The organism is Paenibacillus sp. UMB7766-LJ446, assembly GCF_030226665.1.
Classification (GTDB): Bacteria; Bacillota; Bacilli; order Paenibacillales; family Paenibacillaceae; genus Paenibacillus; species Paenibacillus vandeheii.
The window spans coordinates 380,006-405,828 of the sequence record NZ_JASOYM010000004.1; the positions used below are offsets into that span (position 1 = coordinate 380,006).

General features: G+C 44.3%; 21 protein-coding genes. 19 read left to right on the top strand and 2 right to left on the bottom strand.

Going from position 1 to position 25,823, the window contains the following annotated elements:
* Nucleotides 1-512 precede the first annotated feature (512 nt).
* The 8 genes from QP794_RS12755 to QP794_RS12790 all read left to right on the top strand — a co-directional run bounded on the left by QP794_RS12755 (nucleotide 513) and on the right by QP794_RS12790 (nucleotide 12,105).
* Complete coding sequence (locus QP794_RS12755; protein WP_285077008.1) at nucleotides 513-5,729, top strand: S8 family serine peptidase; 5,217 nt, start codon at nucleotides 513-515, stop codon at nucleotides 5,727-5,729.
* A gap of 126 nt (nucleotides 5,730-5,855) precedes the next feature.
* Nucleotides 5,856-6,182 carry an ArsR/SmtB family transcription factor gene (locus QP794_RS12760; protein WP_285077010.1) on the top strand — a complete coding sequence of 109 codons (327 nt, stop codon included), beginning with the start codon at nucleotides 5,856-5,858 and terminating at the stop codon, nucleotides 6,180-6,182.
* A 79-nt stretch (nucleotides 6,183-6,261) separates the two neighbouring features.
* Nucleotides 6,262-7,557: an arsenic transporter gene (locus tag QP794_RS12765; RefSeq protein WP_285077012.1), complete on the top strand. Its 1,296-nt coding sequence runs from the start codon at nucleotides 6,262-6,264 to the stop codon at nucleotides 7,555-7,557.
* Nucleotides 7,558-7,580: 23 nt separating this feature from the next.
* Nucleotides 7,581-8,000 carry an arsenate reductase (thioredoxin) gene (gene arsC, locus QP794_RS12770; protein WP_079344372.1) on the top strand — a complete coding sequence of 140 codons (420 nt, stop codon included), beginning with the start codon at nucleotides 7,581-7,583 and terminating at the stop codon, nucleotides 7,998-8,000.
* A gap of 199 nt (nucleotides 8,001-8,199) precedes the next feature.
* Nucleotides 8,200-9,204: a Gfo/Idh/MocA family protein gene (locus QP794_RS12775; RefSeq protein WP_285077016.1), complete on the top strand. Its 1,005-nt coding sequence runs from the start codon at nucleotides 8,200-8,202 to the stop codon at nucleotides 9,202-9,204.
* Nucleotides 9,205-9,223: 19 nt separating this feature from the next.
* Nucleotides 9,224-10,147 (top strand): AraC family transcriptional regulator, encoded by a 924-nt coding sequence (locus QP794_RS12780; protein WP_024634223.1) that lies wholly within the window; start codon nucleotides 9,224-9,226, stop codon nucleotides 10,145-10,147.
* 12 nt (nucleotides 10,148-10,159) lie between these two features.
* Nucleotides 10,160-11,257, top strand: coding sequence for a Gfo/Idh/MocA family protein (locus QP794_RS12785; RefSeq protein WP_024634224.1), 1,098 nt, complete (start codon nucleotides 10,160-10,162; stop codon nucleotides 11,255-11,257).
* 134 nt (nucleotides 11,258-11,391) lie between these two features.
* Nucleotides 11,392-12,105 carry a glycosyltransferase family 2 protein gene (locus QP794_RS12790; RefSeq protein ID WP_285077021.1) on the top strand — a complete coding sequence of 238 codons (714 nt, stop codon included), beginning with the start codon at nucleotides 11,392-11,394 and terminating at the stop codon, nucleotides 12,103-12,105.
* A 252-nt stretch (nucleotides 12,106-12,357) separates the two neighbouring features.
* Here the strand turns inward: QP794_RS12790 and QP794_RS12795 are convergent, their stop codons facing one another.
* Nucleotides 12,358-12,714: a DUF4260 domain-containing protein gene (locus QP794_RS12795; protein ID WP_179132566.1), complete on the bottom strand. Its 357-nt coding sequence runs from the start codon at nucleotides 12,712-12,714 to the stop codon at nucleotides 12,358-12,360.
* Between the two features lie 10 nt (nucleotides 12,715-12,724).
* Nucleotides 12,725-13,138 carry a MerR family transcriptional regulator gene (locus QP794_RS12800; protein WP_053782366.1) on the bottom strand — a complete coding sequence of 138 codons (414 nt, stop codon included), beginning with the start codon at nucleotides 13,136-13,138 and terminating at the stop codon, nucleotides 12,725-12,727.
* 224 nt (nucleotides 13,139-13,362) lie between these two features.
* Here QP794_RS12800 and QP794_RS12805 point away from each other — a divergent pair, with 224 nt between their 5' ends.
* The 11 genes from QP794_RS12805 (at nucleotide 13,363) to QP794_RS12855 (ending at nucleotide 25,803) form a co-directional block, all read left to right on the top strand.
* Nucleotides 13,363-13,968 (top strand): pentapeptide repeat-containing protein, encoded by a 606-nt coding sequence (locus tag QP794_RS12805; RefSeq protein WP_285077026.1) that lies wholly within the window; start codon nucleotides 13,363-13,365, stop codon nucleotides 13,966-13,968.
* A gap of 194 nt (nucleotides 13,969-14,162) precedes the next feature.
* Nucleotides 14,163-14,546 (top strand): hypothetical protein, encoded by a 384-nt coding sequence (locus tag QP794_RS12810; protein WP_285077028.1) that lies wholly within the window; start codon nucleotides 14,163-14,165, stop codon nucleotides 14,544-14,546.
* A 67-nt stretch (nucleotides 14,547-14,613) separates the two neighbouring features.
* Nucleotides 14,614-15,150 (top strand): GNAT family N-acetyltransferase, encoded by a 537-nt coding sequence (locus tag QP794_RS12815; RefSeq protein ID WP_285077029.1) that lies wholly within the window; start codon nucleotides 14,614-14,616, stop codon nucleotides 15,148-15,150.
* A gap of 324 nt (nucleotides 15,151-15,474) precedes the next feature.
* Complete coding sequence (locus tag QP794_RS12820; protein WP_285077031.1) at nucleotides 15,475-17,211, top strand: NAD-dependent malic enzyme; 1,737 nt, start codon at nucleotides 15,475-15,477, stop codon at nucleotides 17,209-17,211.
* A gap of 444 nt (nucleotides 17,212-17,655) precedes the next feature.
* Complete coding sequence (locus QP794_RS12825; RefSeq protein WP_285077033.1) at nucleotides 17,656-19,134, top strand: Lsa family ABC-F type ribosomal protection protein; 1,479 nt, start codon at nucleotides 17,656-17,658, stop codon at nucleotides 19,132-19,134.
* Nucleotides 19,135-19,339: 205 nt separating this feature from the next.
* Complete coding sequence (locus QP794_RS12830; protein WP_285077035.1) at nucleotides 19,340-19,909, top strand: TetR/AcrR family transcriptional regulator; 570 nt, start codon at nucleotides 19,340-19,342, stop codon at nucleotides 19,907-19,909.
* Between the two features lie 344 nt (nucleotides 19,910-20,253).
* Nucleotides 20,254-21,408, top strand: a complete 1,155-nt coding sequence (locus QP794_RS12835) for a glycosyltransferase family 2 protein (RefSeq protein ID WP_285077037.1) — start codon at nucleotides 20,254-20,256, stop codon at nucleotides 21,406-21,408.
* 33 nt (nucleotides 21,409-21,441) lie between these two features.
* The gene (locus QP794_RS12840; RefSeq protein ID WP_285077040.1) at nucleotides 21,442-22,722 is read left to right on the top strand and encodes an aminotransferase class III-fold pyridoxal phosphate-dependent enzyme; all 1,281 of its coding nucleotides are present in this window, start codon (nucleotides 21,442-21,444) and stop codon (nucleotides 22,720-22,722) included.
* 60 nt (nucleotides 22,723-22,782) lie between these two features.
* Entirely contained in the window at nucleotides 22,783-23,814 is a 1,032-nt protein-coding gene (locus QP794_RS12845; protein WP_285077041.1) for a zinc-dependent alcohol dehydrogenase, read from the top strand.
* 85 nt (nucleotides 23,815-23,899) lie between these two features.
* Nucleotides 23,900-25,144: an MFS transporter gene (locus QP794_RS12850; protein WP_285077043.1), complete on the top strand. Its 1,245-nt coding sequence runs from the start codon at nucleotides 23,900-23,902 to the stop codon at nucleotides 25,142-25,144.
* Nucleotides 25,145-25,209: 65 nt separating this feature from the next.
* Nucleotides 25,210-25,803, top strand: a complete 594-nt coding sequence (locus tag QP794_RS12855) for a DUF1349 domain-containing protein (RefSeq protein WP_024634354.1) — start codon at nucleotides 25,210-25,212, stop codon at nucleotides 25,801-25,803.
* Nucleotides 25,804-25,823 lie beyond the last annotated feature (20 nt).

Below are 25,823 nucleotides of genomic sequence, written 5' to 3' on the forward strand. Positions count from 1 at the left end.
AGGGAAGGAGAGACATTAGGCTTATAAAAGCATTAAAAAGGCTTATTTTCTATAATTTTCAAGAAAAATGCTTGTATATCTCATTTTATGACTCTATAATATACCATAAAAATACTATTAGATTCTAAATTTTATATTATATGTAATTTTAAGAGTGTTGGTACATATTTAAAGAAATCTCCCGAGCCACCCATATCCATAATACTCCCTTGAAAAGTATGCGTTCTTGCTAACGCTGGTGATTACCCTCCTTAATGAATGCGAATCATTTCCGCTCACAAGATGAATTGAGCTGGAATGCAAATCTACCTCTTCCATTAATGCTGAAAATGGCTATCTATAATCTTTCACATCCGATGTAATTTAATAACCTGTCCTGTAAAGGAGGTGAGGCTTGATGTAAATGAACGCAATACGTCTGTCCATTTTGAGGCCGTTTCATCGTTTCGTTTAAAGGAATGGATACAGTAAATCGCTGTATTACAAAAACCGGGTAAAAGGAGTGGAAAAGTTTGATAAAGATGAATCGTTTACGCAAGCCGCTCTCCATGGGCCTGTCACTTCTCCTTGCATTATCTATCATTCATCCGGTTTCAGCTGATAACGCCGCATCGCAGAAGATCGACATGAAATCCAGTTCGGACAAAATCACTACCTCCAAAGTGAACGCCAAGCTGAGCAAGGAATTTGAGAACAATGATTATGTAACTTATCTGGTGAAAATGAAAGAACAGGTAGATACAGCCTCTGTCTCCAAACAAGCTATGCAAAAGGCAACAATCGAAAAGCAAACGGCTTCGGCAACGAAACTGTCTGTGCGCAGCACGGTTGTCAGTTCTCTGCGAGAAACGGCCTCGCGATCCCAATACACCCTGGAAAGTTTTCTTGAGAAGGAACTTGACCTTGGCAAGGTCAAAGAATATAAAAGTTATTTCATCGTTAATGCACTCGCAGTAACAAGTACGAAAGAAGTTATGGAACAGATTGCACTTCTTCCCGAGGTGGAAAAATTACTGCCTAACGAGCAGCGTTATATGCAAAAAACTGAGGTTGGTAGCGAAAAGGCAACAGCAGCCCCAGCAACGGAGCCTGCCAAGACACCAGCCAAAGAAGCGGATACAAAGGAAAGCGCAGTAGCTAATGAGAAGAGCCTGCAGACAGAGAACGTTGAATGGAACATCGATTCGATAAACGCGCCTGCAGTCTGGGACAAAGGAATCGACGGTACAGGAATCGTTGTTGCCAACCTGGACAGCGGGGTCGATTACACCCATCCGGCGCTCCGCAGTAAATGGAGAGGACTGGATGCTTCGGGAAATATCGTCGATCCAGAGCTAAGCTGGTATGATCCCCATAGTAATGCCTCTCTTCCTGCGGATGGAGACGGTCATGGTACACATACGATGGGTACCATGGTAGGATCCGAAGCCAATGGCACCAATAAGATCGGGGTTGCTCCCGGAGCAAAATGGATTGCCGTCCGGATTTTCAATCCGAGTACGACGGATGCCATTATACTGGATGGCGGGCAATGGCTGATTGCTCCAGTGGATGCCGAAGGAAACCTGCACCCTGAGCTTGCCCCGGATGTGGTTAACAATTCCTGGGGTGGTGGTCCTGGATTGGACGAGTGGTTCCGTCCGATGGTTCAGGCCTGGCGTGATGCACAGATCTTTCCGGAATTCTCAGCCGGCAATGTAACATTGACGAATCCGGGAGGCCCAGGTTCGGTTGCGAACCCTGCGAACTATCCAGAGAGCTTCGCGACCGGAGCAACGGATATCAACGGGAATCTGGCTTCTTTTTCCCTACTTGGTCCTTCCCCTTATGAGGAAATTAAGCCGGAAGTTTCGGCTCCAGGTGTTAACATTCGTTCCTCCGTTCCGGGCGGAGTATATGAGGGTGGCTGGAACGGTACGTCCATGGCAGGCCCGCATACCACTGCATTGGCTGCACTTCTGCTTCAAGCCAATCATTCCCTTACGGTTGATCAGTTGGAGCAGATTATTATGGATACAGCGACACCGAGAACAGACAGCCGGTATCCAACCTCGCCAAATAATGGCTACGGTCACGGTATCATTAATGCGCTGGATGCAGTAGGTTCCGTGCTTGAAGGCATAGGCACGGTATCCGGGAGGGTTGTCACAGCAGGTGATGATCTGGAAGCACCCGTTCTGGAACATACACCTGTAAACTCTGCGTTTACGGGGCTTGATATTCCACTGACTGCGCGTGTTACCGATAATGTCGGTGTAACTACAGTGGAGGCATTCGCCAAAACAACGGGTACGAGCCAGTACGTATATCTGCCGATGAATCGAATAGCTGGAGATGCCAAAGATGGAACCTACACAGCGACGATTCCGGCATTCCTCATCGAGTCACAGGGCTTGGAATACTATATCCGGGTCAATGATTATGGTAATAACGGATTCGAAAGTGAAGTTTACAAGGTTGCGGTATCCAATGGAGTCCAGCCTGGGTATTTGCAGGATTTTGAGGAAGATAATCTGGGCTTCACCTCGGGTGGAGTTGGCAACACCTGGACATGGGGAGCACCGACAAGTGGACCGGGAAGCGCCTATTCCGGTGACAAGCTGATTGCAACCAATCTGACTGGGACTTATGCAGCCAACAGCAATGCCTATTTGCTCGCACCACCCATTGATCTTACCCAGAGCCCTGAAGGAGCCTTGTTATCCTTCAAGCACTGGTATGATTTGGAGAGCAACATCGATTTTGGCAAGGTGTACATTGCAACAGAGGATAGTGATTATGCATTTGAAGAGGCATTGAGCTTTACAGGTGCCGGTGGAGGCTGGAAAACGCAATATATTGACTTGCGAGACTACGCCGGTCAACAGGTATTTATCAAGTTTAATCTGACCAGTGACAATTCCGTTCAAAAGGCTGGTTGGTATATCGATGACTTTTCAGTACAAGCTCCAGATGATATTGCTCCGGGAGCACCAAGCGGATTGTCCGCTACAGCTGACATTCTGGGGAACGTAAACCTGTCCTGGACGGGATCGGACGATGAGGATCTGGAATCCTACAACGTCTATCGTTCGACGAATCCCGGCTCAGGTTATGAGGTTATTGGAAATACTTCTGCAACGACATTTTCGGATACGGCGACCGTAACCGATTCGACTTATTATTACACGGTAGCTGCGCTTGATTATAGTGGCAATGAAAGTGACAAGTCGAATGAGGTATCCGTGACCGTGGAGGTCCCTGAAGATATCTTCATTGATCACTTTGATGGCAATAGCGACAATGGATGGTCTCATTCGGGAACCAAGGACGAGTGGGAACGTGGAGCACCTGTCGTTGGTCCTGCCAGTGCGGTTTCTCCGCCGAATGTTTGGGCGACCGATCTGGACAGCACCTATGAGAACGGTTCAAACTATTCTCTGGTATCGCCAGTCGTGGATTTGACTCAAGTGGATCAAGCTACACTGACGTTCAATCATTGGTATGAAATTGAAAGTGGATATGATTATGGTTATGTCGAAGCTACAAAGGACGGTGGCAACACATGGTCGGAGCTCGGTAAATTCTCTCATTCTTCGAATGGGAAACAATGGACTCCGGTATTCTACGATCTGGCTGCATTGAAGGGAAATGAAGTTCAATTCCGGTTCAGATTGACGTCGGACAGCAGTGTCGTCAAGCAAGGCTGGTATATCGATGACTTCCGTATTCTGGGTATCGCCGCTGAGACGGTTACGAAAGATACCGCGGTTGTTCTGAGCAGTGACAAGCCTAAACCTGAATATGATAATCCTTGGTATAAAGTTTCAAGTACAGACAAGGCTGAATTCAATAAAACGAAACAGGAGCAGCCGGAAGTACAGAAACCTGGAACAGGCTCTGTAACCCCGCAAAGCTTGCCTGCAAGTGCAACGGTCACCGTTCTGGAAACAGGGCGTTCAGTGAAGACAGACCCGACAACAGGCAAATACAGTTTTACTCACGTGGCGGGTGATTACACGTTGAAGGCTGAGGCTTATGGATATTATCCTCAGACGAAAACGGTAACCATCACGGACGGCAGTGGAGCGACAGCCAACTTCAATCTGGAAACCATTCCCCAAGGAAAGATTGAAGGTACTGTAAGTGATGAACGGACAGGAAAACCTCTAGCTGGCGCATCCGTTCTTGTGTTGGAAGATGCTCAAGTAGGGGCAGTTCGTACAGGCACAGACGGCAAGTTCATTCTGGATGTTCTGGAAGGAACCTACACGCTGTCGATCATCGCGACGGACTACTATAGTAAAACTGTAAGTGTAACGGTACCAGGAAATGGTACAGTCGAAGCGAAAGTTGCCTTAAAACCATTTATCGGATTTCCTGGTGAAATCGCTTATGACGATGGAACTGCTGAAAATGCAAGAGCCTTTGTGGCCGCAGATAACGCATGGGCTGTACGCATGACGCCAGAATTGGAGACAGCACAGCTCACAGGTGCATCACTTCGATTCTGGAATACAGAGTGGCCAGTACCCGGCGGAACAGCATTCAAATATGCCGTTTATGACGCCTCCGGATCAGGTGGAGCGCCAGGCCGATTACTGGCGGGGCCATTCGACGGTACGGCATTGCGTAATGATCAGTGGACGACCGTAGAATTTCCTGAGCCTGTAGTGGTACAAGGCGATTTCTATATCGTGTATGTGCAGACTGCAGTCGGAACGAGCGCGCCGGGACTTGCAACCGATGAAAATGGTGTGAATGCAGGCCGGAGCTGGCAGCGTGTAGGCGGAGTATGGAGTACTGCACCAGCAGAAGAGGGGAACTATATGATTCGTGCAGTGGTTAAATATCCGGTGAATGCACCTGTACTCACTACACCTGCTAACACGTATACCAATAAGTCAGCCTTCACCGTTTCGGGAACTTCTCCTGCGAATGGGGCAGAGGTTAAAATTTATAACGGAAAAAAATTGGTGGGTTCAACAACGGTTCAGAACGGGAAATTCACTTATAATGCACAGCTTCAATCAGGCGTTAATGCCTTTACTGCCGAGGCGGTAGTTAATGGAAAAACGACAGACCGTTCTCTTCCAGTTGTGATCATCTTAGATCAGACCGCACCGGTATTAACGATTCTTACACCTGAGGAAGGAAGTCGAACCAACACAGAAGTGGTTCATGTGACCGGCAACGTGCAGGATCAATTCCTTGACAAGGTGACGATTAACGGACAAAAGGTGAAATTGGAGCAGGACAGAAGCTTTAATCACCGCGTACTAGTGAATGAGGGTAAGAACACGATTACAATAATAGCGACAGATATTGCAGGTAATAAAACAACCGTGACCCGAACGGTTAATGTGGAAACGTCTTTGCCTGAATTGACCAATATCTCTCCGGCTGAGGATGTACGGATTGTGGCAGGAGAAACCGTAACGGTTTCGTTCGACAGCAAGCCCAAACTTCAGGCTTCTTTCCGAATTGAACTGCCATCCAATCTGACTCCACAGGCTGGGGGAGAGATTCCATTGGTGGAAACGGAACCTGGTCATTATACGGGTACGTATACCACACCTGCATCACTTGTGCTTGAGGGTGGGGTTATTGTGATCCGCGCCCAGGATACGGCTGGTAACAAAGTAGAGGTGGAGGCGCCAGGACGGTTGTTTGTATCTGCTGCAGAAGCGCCTGTTACAAATGTACCTTCCGATGATGACAATCTGTTGCCAGGAACTCAGATCGAGTAGACTTCATCTTTCAAAACAATGGACATCCGCCTTGTCATGGCGGATGTCTTTTGTATTGACTTTATTGTCATCGCATTATAATATAAGCATGTTCTTATATAAGTTACATACAGGAGGGGAAGGGCTATGGATTTCATTCAAGACGCTGCGGATAAGTTGAAATTACTGGGTGACAAAACACGCCTGACCATGCTCTCGCTCCTGAAGGATAGAGAATGGTGCGTTTGTGAATTTGTAGATATTCTGGACATGTCGCAGCCTGGCATCAGCCAACATTTGAGAAAATTAAAGGATCAGGGTTTGGTTAAAGAGAGCAAACGCGGACAGTGGGTGTATTATTCTTTGAATGTCGAAGATACGCCGTATATTAAACTTGTATTGGAATGCATGCCGGATACAGCGGCTATCCTGAAGTCATTAAACAAGGAAGGGGTATCGTCCAAGTGTAATTAACTTTTTTTGATTTACATATAAGTATATCATTATATAACTATGTCAAAGACAGAGTATTAACGGTAAGGGGGTGAAATGTTTGTTCACGGCAGCGTTGGCAAGCATCATTTTTTTGATCACACTGATTCTTGTTATCTGGCAGCCCAAAAACCTGTCTATTGGATGGTCCGCATGCGGGGGAGCTATTCTGGCATTACTTTTAGGTGTTGTTCATCTTCAGGATGTATGGGATGTTACCCAGATTGTATGGAATGCAACGCTTGCCTTTGTGGCTATCATCCTAATTTCACTTATTTTGGACCGCATTGGCTTTTTTGAATGGGCTGCCTTACATATGGCTAAGGCGGCTTATGGCAGAGGGGTTCGGATGTTTGTCTACGTCTCGATTTTAGGAGCAATAGTTTCCGCTTTCTTTGCCAATGACGGAGGCGCCCTAATACTGACACCGATAGTACTGGCTATGGTACGTGCACTAAACTTTGATGAGAAAAAAGTATTTCCCTTCATTATAGCTAGCGGATTTATCGCCGATACGACGTCATTGCCACTCGTTGTAAGCAACCTGGTCAACATCGTGTCAGCCGATTTCTTCGGTATTACGTTTATGCAGTATGCAGGAAGAATGTTCATACCAAATCTGTTCTCATTAGCTGCAAGCATAGGAGTTCTATATCTCTTTTTCAGAAAGAGCATTCCCAAACGGTTTGATAGCCGTCAATTGAAACCTCCAGCTACAGCCATTAAGGATAAGAAGATGTTTGGGTTGTCATGGATTGTTCTCGGAATCCTGCTCACCGGTTACTTCTGTAGTGAATTAATAGGCGTTCCCGTCTCCCTTGTAGCAGGTGTGGCCGCTATTTTCTTCTTGGTTATGGCTTCCCGCAGCACTGCTGTGCCGACGAAATCGATTCTTAAGGAGGCTCCTTGGGCTATCGTATTTTTCTCCATCGGCATGTATGTGGTGGTGTATGGTCTGCGAAACGCGGGATTGACGGATCTGCTGGCTGCCGCCATTCAGGCTTTGGCAGATCAAGGGTTGTTGGTTGCAACCATTGGCATGGGCTTTATTGCTGCGTTCATTTCATCACTGATGAACAATATGCCTACCGTCTTGATCAATTCGCTTGCCATTGAAGCAACGACAGCTACAGGAAGCATACGGGAAGCGCTCATTTATGCCAATATCATTGGCTCGGATCTGGGGCCCAAAATCACACCCATCGGTTCCTTGGCAACATTACTTTGGCTTCACGTTCTCAGCACCAAAGGCGTCAGGATTTCTTGGGGCACTTATTTCAGAATAGGTATTATTATTACGGTTCCAACGTTGCTAATTACATTAATAGGCTTGTATTTGTGGTTAAGCATTCTGTAATCAAATAGCGAGGAGACGATGACATGAGCAAAAAAACACTTTATTTTCTATGTACAGGCAATTCCTGCCGAAGCCAAATGGCCGAAGGCTGGGCCAAGAAATACCTGAGTGAGGATTGGAACATTTATAGCGCAGGAATCGAAGCTCACGGTTTGAATCCCAAAGCGGTTGAAGCTATGAAGGAATTAGGCATGGATATCTCCAGTCAGACATCCGATATCATTGATTCCGAACGGCTAAACCATGCAGATCTGGTAGTTACATTGTGTGGTGATGCAGCAGATAAATGTCCAATAACACCTCCACAAGTTAAACGGGAGCACTGGGGGTTCGATGATCCTGCCAAAGCAACAGGTACGGATGAGGAGAAATGGGCTGTCTTCCAACAGGTTCGTGACCAAATCGGACTTCGAATTAAAACGTTTGCGGAAACGGGCAATTAACCATTTATTATTTGCAAAAAGCTTTCTCAGTCACAATCCCGTGGCAGAAAGCTTTTTGCTTATTTATAAGTGAGTACTTATCTGAATGATGTCGTAATTTTATATAGTTATTGTCGTAAGTTCCTATTAAAATTAGATCAGGTCTGTGTTAATTTATAGTTAGATGTCAGAATATCATATAGTATGGAGGTTAATCATAGTGACCATTCGAATAGGTAAAGTAAGCTTATGGCACGTACATGCCTGGGATTATATTAAACAGGCTCAGGAGCATGAAGATACAGTGATGGCTGCTGTGTGGGATGAAGATGCCGAGCGCGGACAGGAAGCAGCCGAACGTCTGAACGTGCCATTCTATGCTTCACTTGAAGAGATGCTGGCACAGGACAACATTGATGCCGTCATTGTGGATGCACCGACACGACTTCATGAAGATGTGATCACTGCTGCAGCGAAAGCGAGCAAACACATTTTTACAGAGAAAGTTATCGCTTCAACCTTGAAGGAAGTTAATACAATTATTTCTGATGTACAGGATAACGGAGTGAAAATGACGGTTTCATTACCTCGTTTGAACGATGGATATACATTAACGATTCAAGATGTACTGAACCAAGGATTACTTGGTAAAGTGACTTATGTTCGTGTGCGTTTATCGCATAACGGAGCTATTGCCAACTGGCTGCCTGAGCACTTTTATCATCTGGAAGATTGCCAGGGCGGGGCATTAATTGACCTCGGTTGTCATCCAATGTATCTGACGAATCTATTTATGGGTCAAGAAGTGACAGGGGTTAATGCTAATTTCGGATATGTAACCGGAAAAGAAGTGGAAGATAACGCGGTTGCCACCTTATTTACGGATTCCGGAGCGATCGGTGTGGTCGAGGCTGGGTTTGTGAACAGTCATTCGCCATTTGCGATAGAGGTTCATGGTACGGAGGGCACGCTGTTATACGGAACACCGGAGGAGAAGCTGCTGATTCGCACGAATGTCGGTTCGGAGCAACAGAAAGAATGGACGGAGATTCCTTTGCTGGACAGAAGAGAAAGCGCATTCAGCCAGTGGGTATCTCATATTCAAAACGATACAATTGCTAGCGAGAATTTGCAGACGGCTACTCAGTTAACTCGCCTGATGGAGGCGGCCAACCTTTCTGCGAAGGAAGGGCGTAAAATCTCCTTAAAGGATTTACAGGGATAGGATATTGGGAGGTGCTGCATTGAGCCGATATCCTTTTGAGAAAATGCTTGAGCGACAGGATATCCTGGAAAGACTCGATGTCTCGATCCTGTGGGGACACTACGAGATACGGGTTCTGCGATTTCATCTGACTTCTTTTCCGGCAGGCAGAATCGTTGATTTTCATAATCATGCGGAATTCGAACTCCATTTTATCCCGAGAGGGAAAGGGAAAGTCATTCTGGGGGATGAGATGCATCCGCTCTCTGAAGGCATGCTGTATCTAACGGGTCCGGGTCTTGTTCATTATCAGGAGGCGGATTCCCAGGAGGCTATGGATGAATTATGTCTTCATGTGGATATCATCGAACATCCCAGAGAGGGTGTAGATCCATGGGAGGCAGCCGAATCAGAGGAAACGATTGAAAAGCTTAGAACGCTTCCTCTTGCTCCGGTACATGACTATCATCGCGCCATGAACTGTTTCCTGGAAGCATATGAGGCTTGTGACCGTAAACTAATTGGTTATTACACGTCCATTAAGCAGCAGGTAATTAGTATTCTGCTCAAGACCGTCCGAGCCTACGATATCGGGGGAAATCGGGCGGAGGCCCCAGTCCGAGACATGTCTGTGTACAGGTATGATTATGCCATTCAGTATATGGAGGCGAATCATCCCTCCGCAGTAACACTGGAGAATGTAGCGGAGAAGCTGCATATCAGCAGCAGACAATTGCAGCGAATCTTTTATCAGGTACAGCCGGAAATGCCTTTCAGCCGTGTGCTGGAGGATATTCGCCTGCGCGCGGTGTGCCGCAATCTGGAAGAAAGTCATGTTTCCATTGAACAAATTGCCCTGGCTTCAGGGTTTACCAATGCCAATTATTTGCATGCTGTTTTTCGCAAGCGTCTGGGGATGACCCCATCGGCTTTCCGTAAAATGAAACAACCAAACCAAAAGTGAGGGTGATTGGATATGAGTAAAACGTATCGTGTAGGGATTATTGGCTGTGGCGGGATTGCAAACGGCAAGCATCTGCCAAGTCTGAGCAAGCTTGAACATGTAGAACTGGTTGCTTTTTGTGATATCGTTCAAGAACGTGCAGATGAAGCCAAAGAAAAGTATGGCAGTTCAGAAGCACAGGTATACACGGATTATCAGGAGCTACTTCAGGATAAAACGATTGATATTGTTCATGTTCTTACGCCGAATATCTCCCATGCTGAGATTTCAATTGCCGCGCTGGAATCCGGAAAACATGTAATGTGCGAAAAGCCGATGGCCAAGACATCTGCTGAAGCGCAAAAAATGCTTGAAGCAGCCGAGCGTACGGGTAAAAAACTGACCATCGGATACAATAACCGTTTCAGAGAAGACAGCTTGTATCTGAAGCAGCTGTGTGAAGCTGGCGAACTGGGTTCGATTTACTTTGCCAAAGCACATGCGATCAGAAGAAGAGCGGTTCCGACATGGGGTGTTTTCCTTGATGAGGAGAAACAAGGCGGCGGACCATTGATCGACATCGGTACACACGCACTCGATCTGACGCTGTGGATGATGGATAACTATCAACCGAAGGTTGTTCTGGGTACAACGTATCACGAGCTTTCACAAAGAGAAAATGCAGCGAATGCCTGGGGCCCATGGGACCCGGAAAAATTCTCAGTTGAAGATTCCGCTTTCGGTATGATCGTAATGGAGAATGGTGCCACAATCATGCTGGAATCCAGCTGGGCGCTCAATTCACTGGATGTGGATGAAGCAAAATGCAGCTTGAGCGGAAGCGAAGCAGGCGCCGATATGAAGAATGGCCTGCGCATCAATGGCGAGAAATTCAGCCGTTTGTACACTAACGAAATTGAGTTGAGTGCAGGCGGGGTTGCTTTCTATGATGGAAAGAGTGAAAGTGCTCCGGATATAGAGATGAGAAAATGGATTGAAGCAATCGATAAAGATCTGGAGCCGGTAGTAACACCTAAACAGGCTTTGGTGGTTTCGCAAATCCTGGAGGCACTCTATGAGTCCGCTCGTACAGGTAAAGCTGTATATATGAACGAATCCAATCAAGCATAGAATGAATTTCAGAAACCTTTATCCTCATTGGAGGATAGAGGTTTTTGGTCTTTTATACGCTATCACTTTGTCCAGACCATGCCTTACTTCGTACGTATGATGAAAAAACATATATGTGGAGGAGAGCATAGGTCATGGCTAATAACAGAACGGAGAACGGTGTTTCCATCATTGTATGTACCAATCGGGCACAATTTTTTGATAATATTCTGCAAAATTTCAATCGGCAGCGTTATAAAGTAAAAGAGCTTATCATTATTCTGAATCATGACAGCATGAATCTGCAATTATATCGAAACCGGGTTCGAAAACATGCAGATGTTACCGTATATCAAGTTCCAGAAAGAATCTCGCTCGGACAAAGTCTGAATGCGGGGATTACCCGAGCCCGATTTCCCTTGATTGCCAAATTTGATGATGATGACTACTACTCGCCTTATTATTTGAAAGAACAAGTGAGAGAACTCAAGCGGACCCAATGTGATATCGTTGGTAAACACTCATGTCTGGTCTATTTAGGTGCTTCAAAGACGTTGTTGGTCAGATCCCCCAGTGAAAAGAATAAACATGTGGAATTTGTACAAGGCGGTACGCTTCTGTTCAAAAAGGGGATATTAAAGAAGGTCCGGTTCACGGACCGTTCCATTGGAGAAGATGTAACCTTTCTGAGGCAATGCAGAAAAAGAGGATTCAAAACCTATGCTACGTCACCGTTTAACTATGTGTATCACCGGAGACAAAATAAACAAAGTCATACCTGGAGAGCAACTGATCAATTTTACCTGGAAGGAAGCAAAAGTTTAGCGATTACGGACGATTTCAGGTTATTTGCGGATAAGGAATTCTAGAGGAATTAATCCAGATTAGAAGATGTGTCTGTCCAGTGCAGATGCTTCTTCTTTTTTGCTTGGAAAATGGGTCAAGCTATAGAAGAGCAGAAACCACTTCACGTCCGAAGCCTTCCTAGCGCGAAAAAGAAGACGCCCAATTAGCGCCTTCATTCTTCTCGTTTAATCATCATTTAAGAAAGATATTCCTCAACTTTTCACAAGGGCTGCCTTCCAATTTCAATTATCGGTACAATGAGTGCAGCCGCAATTTTAAAGCCTTTGTATATGTGTACTAGTAAATGCAGAATCTTGATATTTCAATCCGGCACCTATTGCTCTATCCAAACATATATGAGCTATCCAGATGATCGACCCTAAAAGCAGATAATCGTTTGAAAAATATAAGTAACTTAATGCTAAAAGCAGAGGAAAAATAAATGTGTGTCCGAAATTATAAACCATCGCACCTATTTTCTTATTCATTGCGTAACCAAGCATTGTAAGATCAGGAACGAATAAAAGCACAAAAAACAACCAAATTGGAAAGTGTAGCTGCATGTAAATAAAAAAAGAAAGTATAACGGCTAATATATATTCCACATGAACGATTTGTTTATTCGTCACCATATCTCTCTCCTTATGAATCCTTTTGGAATAAACTAAGTAACAATTTTTCGATAACTTCTTTATTCTCTGAATATACCGCTTCACTTGCAAGCTCTTTAATGGTTTGCACGACTTGTAATGCCTGTTGGTAAAACTGAATTTTTTCTTCAAGTTTCGTTATTTTTTGATTCAATAACCATACTGTTGCATCGTTACATTCTGTTGATATGGATTGGTCTCGTAATATAAGTAATTGTTGCATCTCTTTTATTGTAAAACCTAATTGTTTTAATACGATAATTAGCTGTAGCTGTTTTTCACATTCTTCATCATACTCCCGATACCCATTTTCTCGCCTTAACGGATTCAATAAGTTCTCTTTCTCATAATAACGAATTGTATCCGTTTGAATTTGATATTTGCTAGCAAAATCCGTAATTTTCATATTAACCTCCTTTCCGATAAGATCATAACATTGGAGTAAACTCCAAGGTCAAGAGAAATAGTTACAAGAGATCGGGCCTATTATGCTAGTTACAGGTCTTTAAAAAATAAGAACCTTGACTTTTGCAGGTGTTTAAACGGTACTTGACAGCCGTATGGTATATTATTTAAAGGTCTTTTTAATGGTGTGAACATATGATAATCATACAAGATGGGGTGTACGTGATGTTTCAATATAAGGATCAGGAATACGAAGGGGTGCATTTTGAAGGACGGGACTTACGGTATGGAGAACTGATCAGCTGTGTTTTCAAACAGTGTACCTTTATGAATGCTTCAATGGAAGAAATCGAAACAAGCAACTGCCGTTTTATCGAATGTGACTTTAAGGGCGCTTCCATGAATGGTTCCATTCATACAGAATCGGCTTTTGAAAACTGTTCCTTCGGTGGTGCTAATCTGTTTGCTTCCAAATTCAGCTCATGCAAGATGACGGGGTCGGACTTCTCTGGTGCGCAAATGGATGGCATTACCCTGAGTCGGGGCGATTGGTCTTATACGAATCTGAGACATACCCGATTAGGTAAACAGGACTTGCGAGGAATTCGTTTCTTTGAAGCCGATTTTACGGATACGGATTTTACCAAAGCGGATCTGAGAGACTGCGACCTGACAAGAGTGGTTTTGAGCAGAGCCAAACTGCAAGGGGCGGATCTTAGAGGAGCCAACCTGGAAGGAATCGATTTGAAATCATTGGATATTAAAGGTGTACGTTTGGATCGCGAACAAGCGGTTTTATTTGTACGGTCATATGGTGCAAAAGTAGATTAAGATTAAAGATTAACTCATTATGCGAATAGATTATGCCAGAATTGTTGAAGTCGATAAACTTCATAACCTACAGGAGGCCGCCAAACATGGTGGCTTTTTTTGGTTTGGAGAAGCGCTGTGGAAGCAGATGTGCAGGAATAGACAGATAAAGAAAAGAAGTAGTAAACTTAACTTTCAATTAAAAGGAGGCTATCATGTCAACTACATTGATTACTGTGATTGCAGTCATTGGTTTTGGAGTTCTAACGGGAGCAATCATTTTGATTACCGTATTTAAACTTGTGCATAGCGCTAAAAAGAAACAGCAACTTCGAAAAAACATTTTAATGGATGGGACTCCGGCAGAAGCGATTATTCATGACATCATACAGACTTCATCCAGTATGGATGGAAGACCGGGAGTGCGAATGGAGCTGACTGTAACCCAAGTGGATGGCAGTACCTTTCCCGCGACTGTAGAGACATTTATTCCGGTTACACATATCGCCCATTTCCAGAAAGGAAATGTCATTAACGTAAGATACATAATAGACGGAATTGAACCAAAGGTTGAGGTAGAGGATGCCTATATTCCGTAAGTTCATCTTCACTAAGTTAACTGAGCTCAAATAGAGAAAAGTATGAAGTGGATTAGGGGGAATTTTTTTGAAAATAATTAAAGCTTATGATATGGAGATGAAAGAAGAATGGATAACACATCTTCAAGAATTGCTTGTTGCGAGTTTTCCAGAGGTCTATCCCAAAGACAGATTGTTTTTTAAGCAAATCCCACAGTGCAGATTATTGGCATTCAACTCTGATAATCAACTGGTAGGACATGTAGCATTAGACTACAGGATGATGAATTTAAACGGAGAAGCAGTAAGAGTATTAGGGATAATCGACTTGTGTGTCTCTATCACACATCGCTCTCAAGGGATCGCTTCCTTGTTGCTTGGTGAAGTGGAAAAGTTGACTAAGGGAAATATTGATTTTGTACTTTTATTTGCTGATAATATGAACTTGTATCGTAAAAATGGATTCAAAGGTGTAAGCAACACATGTAAATGGTTAAAAATTGACCATGAAAGCTTAACTACAATTGGAGTTGGGGTTCAGAAGGTTGAGGGATTAATGATTAGAGAAGTTGGAACCAGGGCTTGGAGTGAGGGAGAACTCGATTTTTTAGGATACCTATACTGATTAATTAAATCTCATATGAAATAGTATGAAGCAGAAATTGACCCAGCGGGAAATTGACTAAAGCCACGAAGATTCGTGGCTTTTTATGTGTTCGAAATGAACTTTTTCATAAAATGAATTTGTTGAAAAAATGCAAAGTGATAAATTTTATTTATCAAGGAGAAATTGAATTTCATTCATGAAAGTTTCATGAGTTCGTTTACATGCCATAAAAAATACCTTATAATTGTCATCGGAAGATATTTAACTAACTAAAAGTTATCAAGTGATAAAAATATATTAAAAAGACAACAAAGAGACGTCATGAAAGAAGGCAATTAGTAAATGAACTCATTTTTTGTGGATTCCAATGGAAATTTAAAAACCTCTTTGAAAGGCAAGGATGTTCTGTCCAATCCGATGTTGAACAAGGGTACTGCTTTTACCGAAGAAGAGAGAAGAGAGCTTAACCTGAACGGCATTTTGCCGCCGATGGTTTTAAATATTGAAGAACAAGTGAGCCGCGTATATCAGCAATTGCAAAATGAATCGGATAATTTGCGCAAAAGCATTATGCTTAGTGATCTGTTTAACCGAAATATTGTACTATTCTACCGTTTAATGAAGGAGCATCTTAGTGAAATGCTGCCGATTGTGTATACACCTACGGTTGGGCAAGCCATTCAGGAGTATAGCAATCAGTATCACAGACCAGGCGGTATATATCTGTCCATTAATGATATGGATGGGCTGGAAGAAGCCTTCCGCAACAGTGGCCTGCATGCAGGAGATGTGGATCTGATCGTGGTGACCGACTCGGAAAGCATCCTCGGGATTGGAGACTGGGGTGTTGGAGGCATCAATATTGCTATTGGCAAACTGGCCGTATACACCGCAGCCGTGGGCATTGATCCAAGCCGTGTACTGCCAGTTGTACTGGACGTCGGAACCAATAATCCCAAATTGCTGAATGACCCATTGTATGTGGGCAACCGTCATGAACGTATTCGCGGGGAGAAATATGATCAATTTATCGAGGCGTTTGTGAAAGAAACAACAAAGTGGTTCCCGGATATCCTGCTTCACTGGGAAGATCTGGGCAGCGTGAATGCCAGAAATATTATTAAGAAATACGGGGAAGAGCTCCTTACGTTTAATGATGACATACAGGGAACGGGCGCTGTCACGCTTGCAGCTATCATGTCTGGAGTTCAAGTGACGGGTGTACCTCTTCGAGAGCATCGTGTTCTTGTATTTGGACCAGGGGCTGCTGGCATTGGCAATGCGGATCAGATTCGTGATGCCATGATGGAAGAAGGTCTTGAGCAGAAGGAAGCGGAAAGTCGGTTCTGGGCCTTCGATTACCGTGGAATTCTTACAGATGAGACGGAAGGTCTATTCGAATTCCAGAAACCTTATGTACGTGAAGCATCGGAAGTGAAAGATTGGGTATTGAATGAGCAGGGACAGGTCAGTTTACTGGAAGCTGTGAAACAGATTAAACCAACGATCCTGATTGGGACTTCCGGTGTGACTGGTGCCTTTAATGAACAAGTTATCAAAGAAATGGCGAAACATGTGGAACGTCCAATTATTATGCCGATGTCCAACCCGACATCCCTTGCCGAAGCAGCACCAAGAAGTCTGATTGAATGGACGGATGGCAAAGCGTTAATCGCAACAGGCAGTCCATTTGAACCAGTCATGTTTAATGACACTTTATATGAAATCGGTCAATCCAATAATGCTTTTGTTTTTCCAGGATTGGGACTTGGCGCTATCGTTGCAAAAGCATCGAAATTCACCAAAAACATGTTCACCGCAGCAGCAGTGGCCGTAGCTAATTCGGTAGATTCCTCTGCACCGGGTGCTCCACTTCTGCCACGAGTAAAAGAGCTGCAAGCTGTTTCGTACAAAGTTGCAGTCGCAGTCGCCAAAGCGGCAGTCGAAGATGGCGTAGCGCGTGTGGAGCTCAAGGACGTGGAAGAGGCAGTCAAAGCTGCTATGTGGCATCCGGTTTACAAACCGCTGTATGCAGCGTTTGATAACTCAATGAATGCAGAGCAGGTCGCCTTGACCTAAGCACGTATTCCATGTTAAGTTTCTGGTATTAAATTGTTGAGCCTTTAAAGGGGGGATAGAGCGATGACTGAGTTAGAGGTTGTAGATGTTGTTGTGAACCTGTCAGCGAACATGGACATTGACATGGTTCACAACATAACTAATCAGAATCCGGCACTTTATCCTCCTATGCATAGATCATCTTGGCGTTAAGCTCCAGGACGCCAGGTTTCGTCATCGTATAGTCAGGTTGATGTAACGCAAAAAAAGAACCGGGTGAATTGGGCTTTTTTGCGTTTTTTTCATTTGAGGATATATTCTCATAATTCTGACAGGGAAAGTGTGTCTTTTATTTCAAGAGTGGATTGAAATTCTGATTATGTTCAAATATAAAGTGAGGGACCATGTCGTGGTAAATACCCGCCCGATTAACTTTTATATTTCACATAAAAAGGATGATCCTTAATGTCTTTAATCAACGTTACCAACCTAACCTTTGCCTATGACGGCAGTTACGATAATATATTTGAAAATGTGAGTTTTCAGCTGGACTCCGATTGGAAATTAGGCTTTACCGGAAGGAATGGAAGAGGCAAAACGACATTCCTCAATCTGTTGCTCGGTAAATATGAATACAGCGGAACTATTTCTGCAAATGTCAGCTTTGAGTACTTTCCGTTTCAGGTTGAGAACAAAGGAGCGATGACCCTCGATGTCATTGAAGAGGTCTATCCTGAGTATCTGCACTGGCAGCTTGTGCGTGAGCTTAACCTGTTAAAAGTGTCGGAAGATATTCTGTATCGACCTTTCGATTCCTTATCCAACGGAGAGCAAACAAAGGTGATGCTGGCTGCCTTGTTCCTGAAGGATAATCGATTTTTGCTCATTGATGAACCTACCAATCATCTCGACATTCATGCGAGAAAACTTGTAAGTAATTATCTGCGCAGCAAAAGTGGATTTATCTTGGTATCCCATGATCGATCCTTTCTGGATAACAGCGTAGATCATATCCTGTCCATCAATAAAAATAACATCGAGATTCAGAAAGGGAATTTTTCCGCGTGGTGGGAAAATAAACAGAGACAAGATCAATTTGAGCTTGCCAGTAATGAGAAATTAATAAAGGATATCAAACGTTTATCCGACTCCGCCAAACGGACGGGTGGATGGTCGCATGAAGTCGAAAGAACCAAAAATGGTACGAGAAATTCCGGTTCCAAGGTGGATAAAGGATATATTGGACATAAGGCTGCCAAAATGATGAAACGTTCCAAAAATATCGAGCAGAGGCAGCAATCCGCCATTCAGGAAAAGTCCAAATTGCTCAAAAATATTGAAAATGCAGAACGCCTGCAGATTCATCAACTGGATTATCACAAGAAGGAACTCGTCGAATTGGAACATGTATCCATTGCCTATGATTCCAATGTCGTTTGTAAGGACGTGAGTTTCACGGTTGAAAAAGGGGATCGTATCGCCCTTTATGGTCAAAATGGATCTGGAAAATCAAGCATCCTTAAACTGATTTGTGGTGAGAATATCCCTTATACAGGCCTTTTTCGGAAGGATCACCAGCTTAAAATCTCGTATGTGTCACAGGACACGTCTGATCTCGGAGGCCATTTATCTGACTTTGCAGCCGCTCAGAGTATTGATGAAAGCCTGTTTAAATCCATATTAAGAAAGCTGGATTTTTCCAGATTGCAGTTGGAGAAGGATATCTCAACGTATAGCGCAGGCCAAAAAAAGAAAGTGCTAATTGCCAAAAGTCTCAGTGAGAAAGCTCATTTGCACGTTTGGGATGAACCTCTCAATTTTGTGGATGTCATCTCACGTATGCAAATTGAAGAGTTGCTGTTGGAGTATTCCCCGACCCTTCTGTTTGTAGAGCATGACAGTGAATTTTGCGCAAATATTGCAACGAGAATTATCGAGCTATAAGCAACGGGGAATGTTATAGATACTAAAAGCCGCCGAAAGGCGGCTTTTAAGTTTTCCATTTACATCAGCCATATTTGAGGATGTTTGTCACGTTCAGATATTGGTATGGCGAGGAACTATGCTATAATTTTATAGTCATATCCCACTCAAATGATGGATTATTGAATCAATCTATAGAATAAACTCTCCAAGAGGTGTAAACCCGTTGAAAAAAGAACTGACATCGATGAAGCAAACGAGACTTAACTCCATCCTGGACGAAGCAACCAAACTGCTGATTGAAAAGCCCAATGCATCCATGAATGACATCGCAGAAGCTGCAAAAATCGGCATTGCGACCCTGCATCGTTATGTGGAGAGTCGAGAACAATTAATGGTTTATCTGGGCTTGCGTGCGATTGAGGTTGTAAGTGAGGCTATGCAAAACATTCATCTGGATGAAGAAAACTGTGAAACGTATATTCCGGAACTGATTGAAGTGCTCATTCCGTTAGGAGATAAAATATTTTTCCTTACCCATGATGCAGCTATTCACTACAACCCTGAGATCGAAGGAGCAGATTCGAAGCTAAGAGAGCCGATACTGCATGCGGTCAGCTTGTTGCAGCAAAAGAATTATTTTCGTCAGGATGTCAATAAAAACTGGATTGTAGATGTGCTGTATTCTATCTTGTTTCTGACTTGGCAGCAGGTAGTAAGTGGTGAGATTGCTCGTAAATCGGCAGCTTCTCTGGTTGTGGATACGTTCTATCATGGCTTCAAGGCCAGATCGTAGCCGCTAATTATATGGAACGATGTATTGTTATAGTTTAAGCACGTCTGGTAGTCAACCGTGTCAATGGATACGGAGTGGCTCTAGGCGTGTTTTTTTGCGTGGATAGCTAACGAAAATGCTCCAAAGGATTAAATGGATCTTAAGGGTAGATATTCAAAAATTAACAGTGTTCATAATTTAAGATTTTAAACTTACAAAAAATGATATAAATTTATAGTAGATTCAAATCATTACCAAATTAAGACAGTGAATTTGCGACAAGGAGGTTGATAATCTGCACTGAACCCAATACCGTTTCAAGCCGCTTTTGCACGCATTCCATCATATCCAACAGGAGGGATTCCATGCTTTACACCATTATTGTGCCAGTCAACCAGGACTACAACATTCTGAACCTGTTCACCGATTCGCTGCTTCGGACCGTAAGCCCGTCCACTCAAATCATTTTTATCAACGATGGTTCCGGCTCCGCGGTTTTACAGCATCTGGAGAAACTGAAGCAAGAGGTAAGGGAAGATGTAACCATCGAGATTCTCCAGCATGATTTTCCACTTGGGTGCGCTGTATCGATCAATAGTGCACTGCGGCGGGCAGAGGGGGAGTATATTTTCTTCCTGGATTCCGACACGATTCTTCAACCAAACTGGCAACCGATGATGAAAGAGACACTGGATACTGACATTACAATCGGCATGATAGGCGGGGTTCTGTTATATCCGCAAACGGGAGGTGTGCAGCATTGTGGTATTGCTTTTGCTGACACGATTGGCCGACATTTATTCCTGAACGCGTCGCCTGATGACATTCCGAAGGAAACATTTTCGGTTCAGCTTGTCGTATTCGCCATGTTCGGCATGAAGAGGGAAGTGTATGAAACGGTAGGCGAGCTGGATGAGAAGTTCTTTAACGGATATGAGGATTTTGACTATCAGATGCGAGCACGAGCTGCTGGTTATGATACGGTCATTAACCCGAATATTCTCGCTTATCACTGGGAACGCAGCAGTGGCATTCATCGCAACTTCAACCGGAAAAACAATCTGGCACGTTTCTGGAAAAAGTGGGGTGGGGAAATTGAGGCCGATGTTTGGCCATTCGTATTCAGTCATCTGAAAGAACAGCTTAATAGCCAGCGTGAATATCAGCATCTGCCAATCGTTGGTATTGATCTTGCAGAGGTTCGCAGTGACGCAGATACATTCTGGACCAAGCTGGAGGAAGCAAATATTGCACCTGTTGCCGAGGTGCGTGACTATTCCAACCGCTTTAACTCTAATGGAGCCATCTGGTTGCCGCAGGTTCTGGGCAAGGAGCTGATTCATAGCGAGAACCGATTATTGTTTTTGGTGGATAATTTCGCCCGTTTGCTGGAAAACCGTTACTGGATCGAGATGAGACATGCTCATCGGGCCAAAGATCTCATTATTGACCTGTATGGCAATGTCATCACCATGGATCGCATATATGATGGCTGCTGGCCCGGTTCCAAAGTTCGCTAACACACAAACCAAATAAACAGGGAGGAACGAAAGGTGAATTCAAAAGAGAGCACATTGGACCGTGCCGTAAGATTTACCCGGAATCTGGAGTGGTTGGAACATGTCGAAAAGGTAATTCCGAGCGGATGCAGTACGTTAGCCAAAGCACCAGAACGATTATTCCCGGGATATACGCCCGTATGCTGCGCCGAAGCACGTAATTCCCGTTTTATCGATATCGATGGTAATGAATGGCTGGATTGTGAAATGGCCATGGGTACGGCACCATGGGGACATGCTCGGCACGAAGTTCAACTAACGGTCATACATCAGCTGAAAAAAGGCGTAAGCTATTCCATTCCTGCTGACATTGAACTGGAATGTGCTGAACTGATTTTGGAGCGATTTGAAGGCCGCTACCCCTCATTGCGATTCACCAAAAGCGGAGCGGATGCAGTCAGCGGAGCTGTACGTTTGGCACGTGCGGGAAGTGGCAAAAGCAGGGTCATCGCGACGGCCTATCATGGTTGGCATGACTGGTCTGCCTATGGGTACTATGGGCGCGAAACGAAAGAGCGAGGCATCCCCGTGGATATCGAACGCACAACCATCTGGGTAGACAAGCCCACGCCAGAGCGTATCGAATTCCAAATTAAATCCTCTCCCGAGGATATCGCCTGTATTGTTCTTTGCCCGAATGAATGGAAACGTGAGCCGTTGGAGCAAGTTGTATCCCTATGTCGTTCATTGGATATCATTGTCATATTTGACGAAGTGACCTCTGGTATTCGAATGGGCAAGCAAGCTACAGCAGGGGAGTATGACATCTGGCCGGATCTGCTTTGCATTTCCAAAGGTATGGCGAATGGACTGCCGCTTGCAGCCGTAATGGGACCGGAACATCTAATGTCGTTATCAGGACAAGTCAGATTCAGCAACGCCCATTCCAGCGAGACCACTGCGCTGGCGGCAGCGATTGCATGTGAGCGATTGATGAAAAGCGCAAAAGTATGGCCTAGCTGGCGGGATGCTACAGTCCGGATCATGGATCTGATTGAAGCTGAACTCGTGCTTCTTGGATTAACCGAACAATTGGTGCTGAAGGGTACCTATGCGAGCTTCTCCATTAGCTCTATTTCGGAGGATAACTTTCACACGGATCCTTTCCGTGAGTTTATCGTAAAAAGAATGGCCCACTTCGGAATTTTCACCAAAGGGTATTTTATTTTCTCGGATGCTCATACCCGGGAAGAATTGCTCTGGGTGGAGGAAGCTCTTTTGCAGACACTATCGGACTGGAAAGAAGTTCTGAAACAGGAACACCTTTCGAATTGAGATTTTCGAAAACGTTTATAATTTTTATCCAAAAGGAAAATCGACTAGGAGGAGTATTCAATGAAAGCACTCGTGTATCAGGATCTTAAACAGGTGGCGTTTCAGGATATTGAGGAGCCGAGCATTCAAAAGGCAGATCAGGTTAAAGTGAAGATTTATGGTTCTGGTATCTGCGGTACGGATTTGAACATTGTCAAAGGTAAAGTGCCGGCCAACAAAGGGACGATTATCGGTCATGAAGGGGTCGGGACAGTTGTTGAAGTGGGTTCCGCAGTTCGGGGACTTCAGGTTGGAGACCGGGTTTTGATTGATCCGACTCAATCCTGTGGCATTTGTTCTTATTGCCGTGAAGGATTGTTCATCTATTGCGAAAACTTTGATGACCATCAGGTAGGTATGACCACCCATGGCACATTTGCAGAATATTACGTCGGGGATGAAAAGTATATTTATCCGATTCCCGATACCATGAGCTGGGAAACAGCGATGATGATCGAGCCGCTTGGTTGTGTACTGCAGACGTTCATGAAAGCAGGGGTTAAGCCAAGTGATTCTGTTCTTGTCCTGGGTTCCGGGGCCATTGGTTCATTATGTCAGCTTGTGAGTAAACGACTAGCTAGGCTTACTGTAGGAACAGAAGTAGATCCATACCGCAAAGAGTTTGCTGTAGGCATTGCCGATCATGTTTTCTATCCTCAGGAACTCACGCTGGATAAAGTATATGAGATCAATAACAATAAGAAATTTGATATCGTGGTCGATGCAGTCGGAAACCAGCTTCATGTGGGATTTGAACTGATTGCCAAAGGGGGCAGAATCATTCCTATGGGCTATGACGACAGCTATGAAGTGACGTTTAAATCGACACACGTAATTAATGACGGAATTAGTATCATAGGTGCGGTGGCGAATCATTCGATGATCAGTACAGCACTGAAATTCGCACAAAGCATTCCGGAACTGGAGCAAATGGTTACCTCTTCAGAACTGCTGAGTGATTATGAACAGGCGTTCAACGGCACACTGGGATATCATCTGCGTACAGGTGAGCCTCTGCCAATGAATTCAGTGAAGACAGCTTTGATCTTGTAAGCATGTAGACATTGGCGGTTTTGCCGCTGCGAAAAGCAGGAATTCGCAGCGGTGAAAACCACCGCAGAATAGGGGGAGAAATCGATTGAAGCTGCTACAGGATTTGCCGAGAAATCCGCGGTACTCCATCTTACTTGAACCGGTATGGGCCATTCCGGGTACGATTGTTCTTTTTTATGCTCCCTTATATATGAAGGAAGCCGGACTTTCGGATATCGAAATCGGTTTGATCAATTCGGTGAATCTTTATTTTGCCTTTATATTTCAGTTGTTTGCGGGTTCAATCACGAATAAGCTCGGTCGCAAGAGAACAACACTGATTTTTGATCTGATTGCCTGGAGTGTTCCCATGTTCATCTGGGCTTTTTCTCAGAATTTTTGGCTGTTTCTGATGGCTTACCTGCTGAATGCCACCTCCAAATTTGTGACGGTTTCCTTCAACTGTCTAATTATCGAGGATGTTGAGGAACACAAGCGATCCAAGGTATTTGCCATTCTCAACATGATTATTACAGGGGCTGGAGTATTAACACCGATTGCCGGGGTAGTGATTGCCGATTTTGGCATTGTGCCAACATTAGCCAGTATTTATTTTGTCGGGGGCATTCTGATGACCGTGATGTTCTTCATTCGTAACCGATATACGGATGAGACCGCAGTCGGGAAGGAGCTCATGGGGATGCATAGCCAGACCCGAGTGATACAGAGTCTGGCTTCAAGTTTGCGCCTATTCGGAAAATCGTTCTACAAACGGAGGCTTTTACCGATTATTCTGATTACGGTACTTTCCAATCTGATCCTGCAGCTGAATTTTTTTCAAGTCATTTTTTTTAAGGAACAGTTAAAATTCAATGATCAGATTATTTCCTTTATCCCGGTTGTCACCGCAGTAACCGTCATGCTGCTATATTTGGTCATCATCCCTCGTCTGAAACGACGCTCGGAAGAAAAGTATGTCGGGTTCTCCATCATTCTGAGTACAGCCGGGGCAATCCTTTTTCTGTTGATACCTGTAGGGAATATAGCCATGTTATTTCTGACTTTGATCGTACTGGCGGCAGGTAATTTCATCTTGCAAACGTACCGGGACTCCCTGCTTATGAATCGATTGGGTACACATGAAAAAGCGGATATGTTTTCGGCTGTGCAGACCGTCATGACGTTAACAGCTATTCCCTCAGGCTACCTGACAGGTCTGTTGTATCACTATAATCCTGTGCTGTTATTTAGTGTCATTCTTGCACTTTACATCGTACTCATGGTCATTATGTTATTCCTTCCTGATCCCCAAAAGCACTCCCAAGTGATTGGAACTTACAAAAATATGTAGGGGAAGGGGTTTTCTGTATATAAAACGAATATATAATACAGAAAATGAACCTGGGAGGCAAAGAAATGACAAATGTATTTGCAGCAGAAACAAAAAACCAAATGAAGTGGATCAATGAGCCGAATACCTGGTCGTATACGGATCAAGGCGTACTTATTGTAGAAGCTCAGGCCGATACGGACTTTTTCCAGGACCCGGCGGGTAAACATATCCGTGCAACTGCGCCCTTTCTGTCGATGCCCGTGCCTAACGATTTCGAGATGACAACCCAGCTAACCGTGGACATGAAACACCAGTATGATTCCGGTTGTTTGATGGTGATGGCGGATGAACGAAACTGGTGCAAGCTTTGTTTTGAGTATGATGGAAAAGCAGCTACTATTGTGTCGGTGGTCACGAAGGATGGTTCATCTGACGATTGCAACTCCGTTGAAGTTCCCGTTACCAATCCTTATCTGCGCATACGCAAAGTGGAGGACTGTATTTCATTTTTTTACTCACCCGATGGGGTGGAGTGGAAACTGATTCGATATTTTGGCATGCCGATGGAGGGGGAGATCCGGGCTGGAGTTGTTGGACAGTCACCAGCTGGAACGGGCTGTACCTGTCATTTTTTATCCATGAATGTTACCCGTCCAGACGTGACTGCACGCTTCTAAGCCCATCTCCCTGCCCATCG

Excerpts from the sequence above, each read along its gene's own strand:
- QP794_RS12760 (WP_285077010.1), top strand. The coding sequence starts at position 5,856 with ATGGATTTCATTCAAGACGCTGCGGATAAGTTGAAATTACTGGGTGAC.
- arsC (WP_079344372.1), top strand. The coding sequence starts at position 7,581 with ATGAGCAAAAAAACACTTTATTTTCTATGTACAGGCAATTCCTGCCGA.
- QP794_RS12785 (WP_024634224.1), top strand. The coding sequence starts at position 10,160 with ATGAGTAAAACGTATCGTGTAGGGATTATTGGCTGTGGCGGGATTGCA.
- QP794_RS12790 (WP_285077021.1), top strand. The coding sequence starts at position 11,392 with ATGGCTAATAACAGAACGGAGAACGGTGTTTCCATCATTGTATGTACC.
- QP794_RS12795 (WP_179132566.1), bottom strand. The coding sequence starts at position 12,714 with ATGGTGACGAATAAACAAATCGTTCATGTGGAATATATATTAGCCGTT.
- QP794_RS12800 (WP_053782366.1), bottom strand. The coding sequence starts at position 13,138 with ATGAAAATTACGGATTTTGCTAGCAAATATCAAATTCAAACGGATACA.
- QP794_RS12805 (WP_285077026.1), top strand. The coding sequence starts at position 13,363 with ATGTTTCAATATAAGGATCAGGAATACGAAGGGGTGCATTTTGAAGGA.
- QP794_RS12810 (WP_285077028.1), top strand. The coding sequence starts at position 14,163 with ATGTCAACTACATTGATTACTGTGATTGCAGTCATTGGTTTTGGAGTT.
- QP794_RS12820 (WP_285077031.1), top strand. The coding sequence starts at position 15,475 with ATGAACTCATTTTTTGTGGATTCCAATGGAAATTTAAAAACCTCTTTG.
- QP794_RS12825 (WP_285077033.1), top strand. The coding sequence starts at position 17,656 with ATGTCTTTAATCAACGTTACCAACCTAACCTTTGCCTATGACGGCAGT.
- QP794_RS12835 (WP_285077037.1), top strand. The coding sequence starts at position 20,254 with ATGCTTTACACCATTATTGTGCCAGTCAACCAGGACTACAACATTCTG.
- QP794_RS12845 (WP_285077041.1), top strand. The coding sequence starts at position 22,783 with ATGAAAGCACTCGTGTATCAGGATCTTAAACAGGTGGCGTTTCAGGAT.
- QP794_RS12855 (WP_024634354.1), top strand. The coding sequence starts at position 25,210 with ATGACAAATGTATTTGCAGCAGAAACAAAAAACCAAATGAAGTGGATC.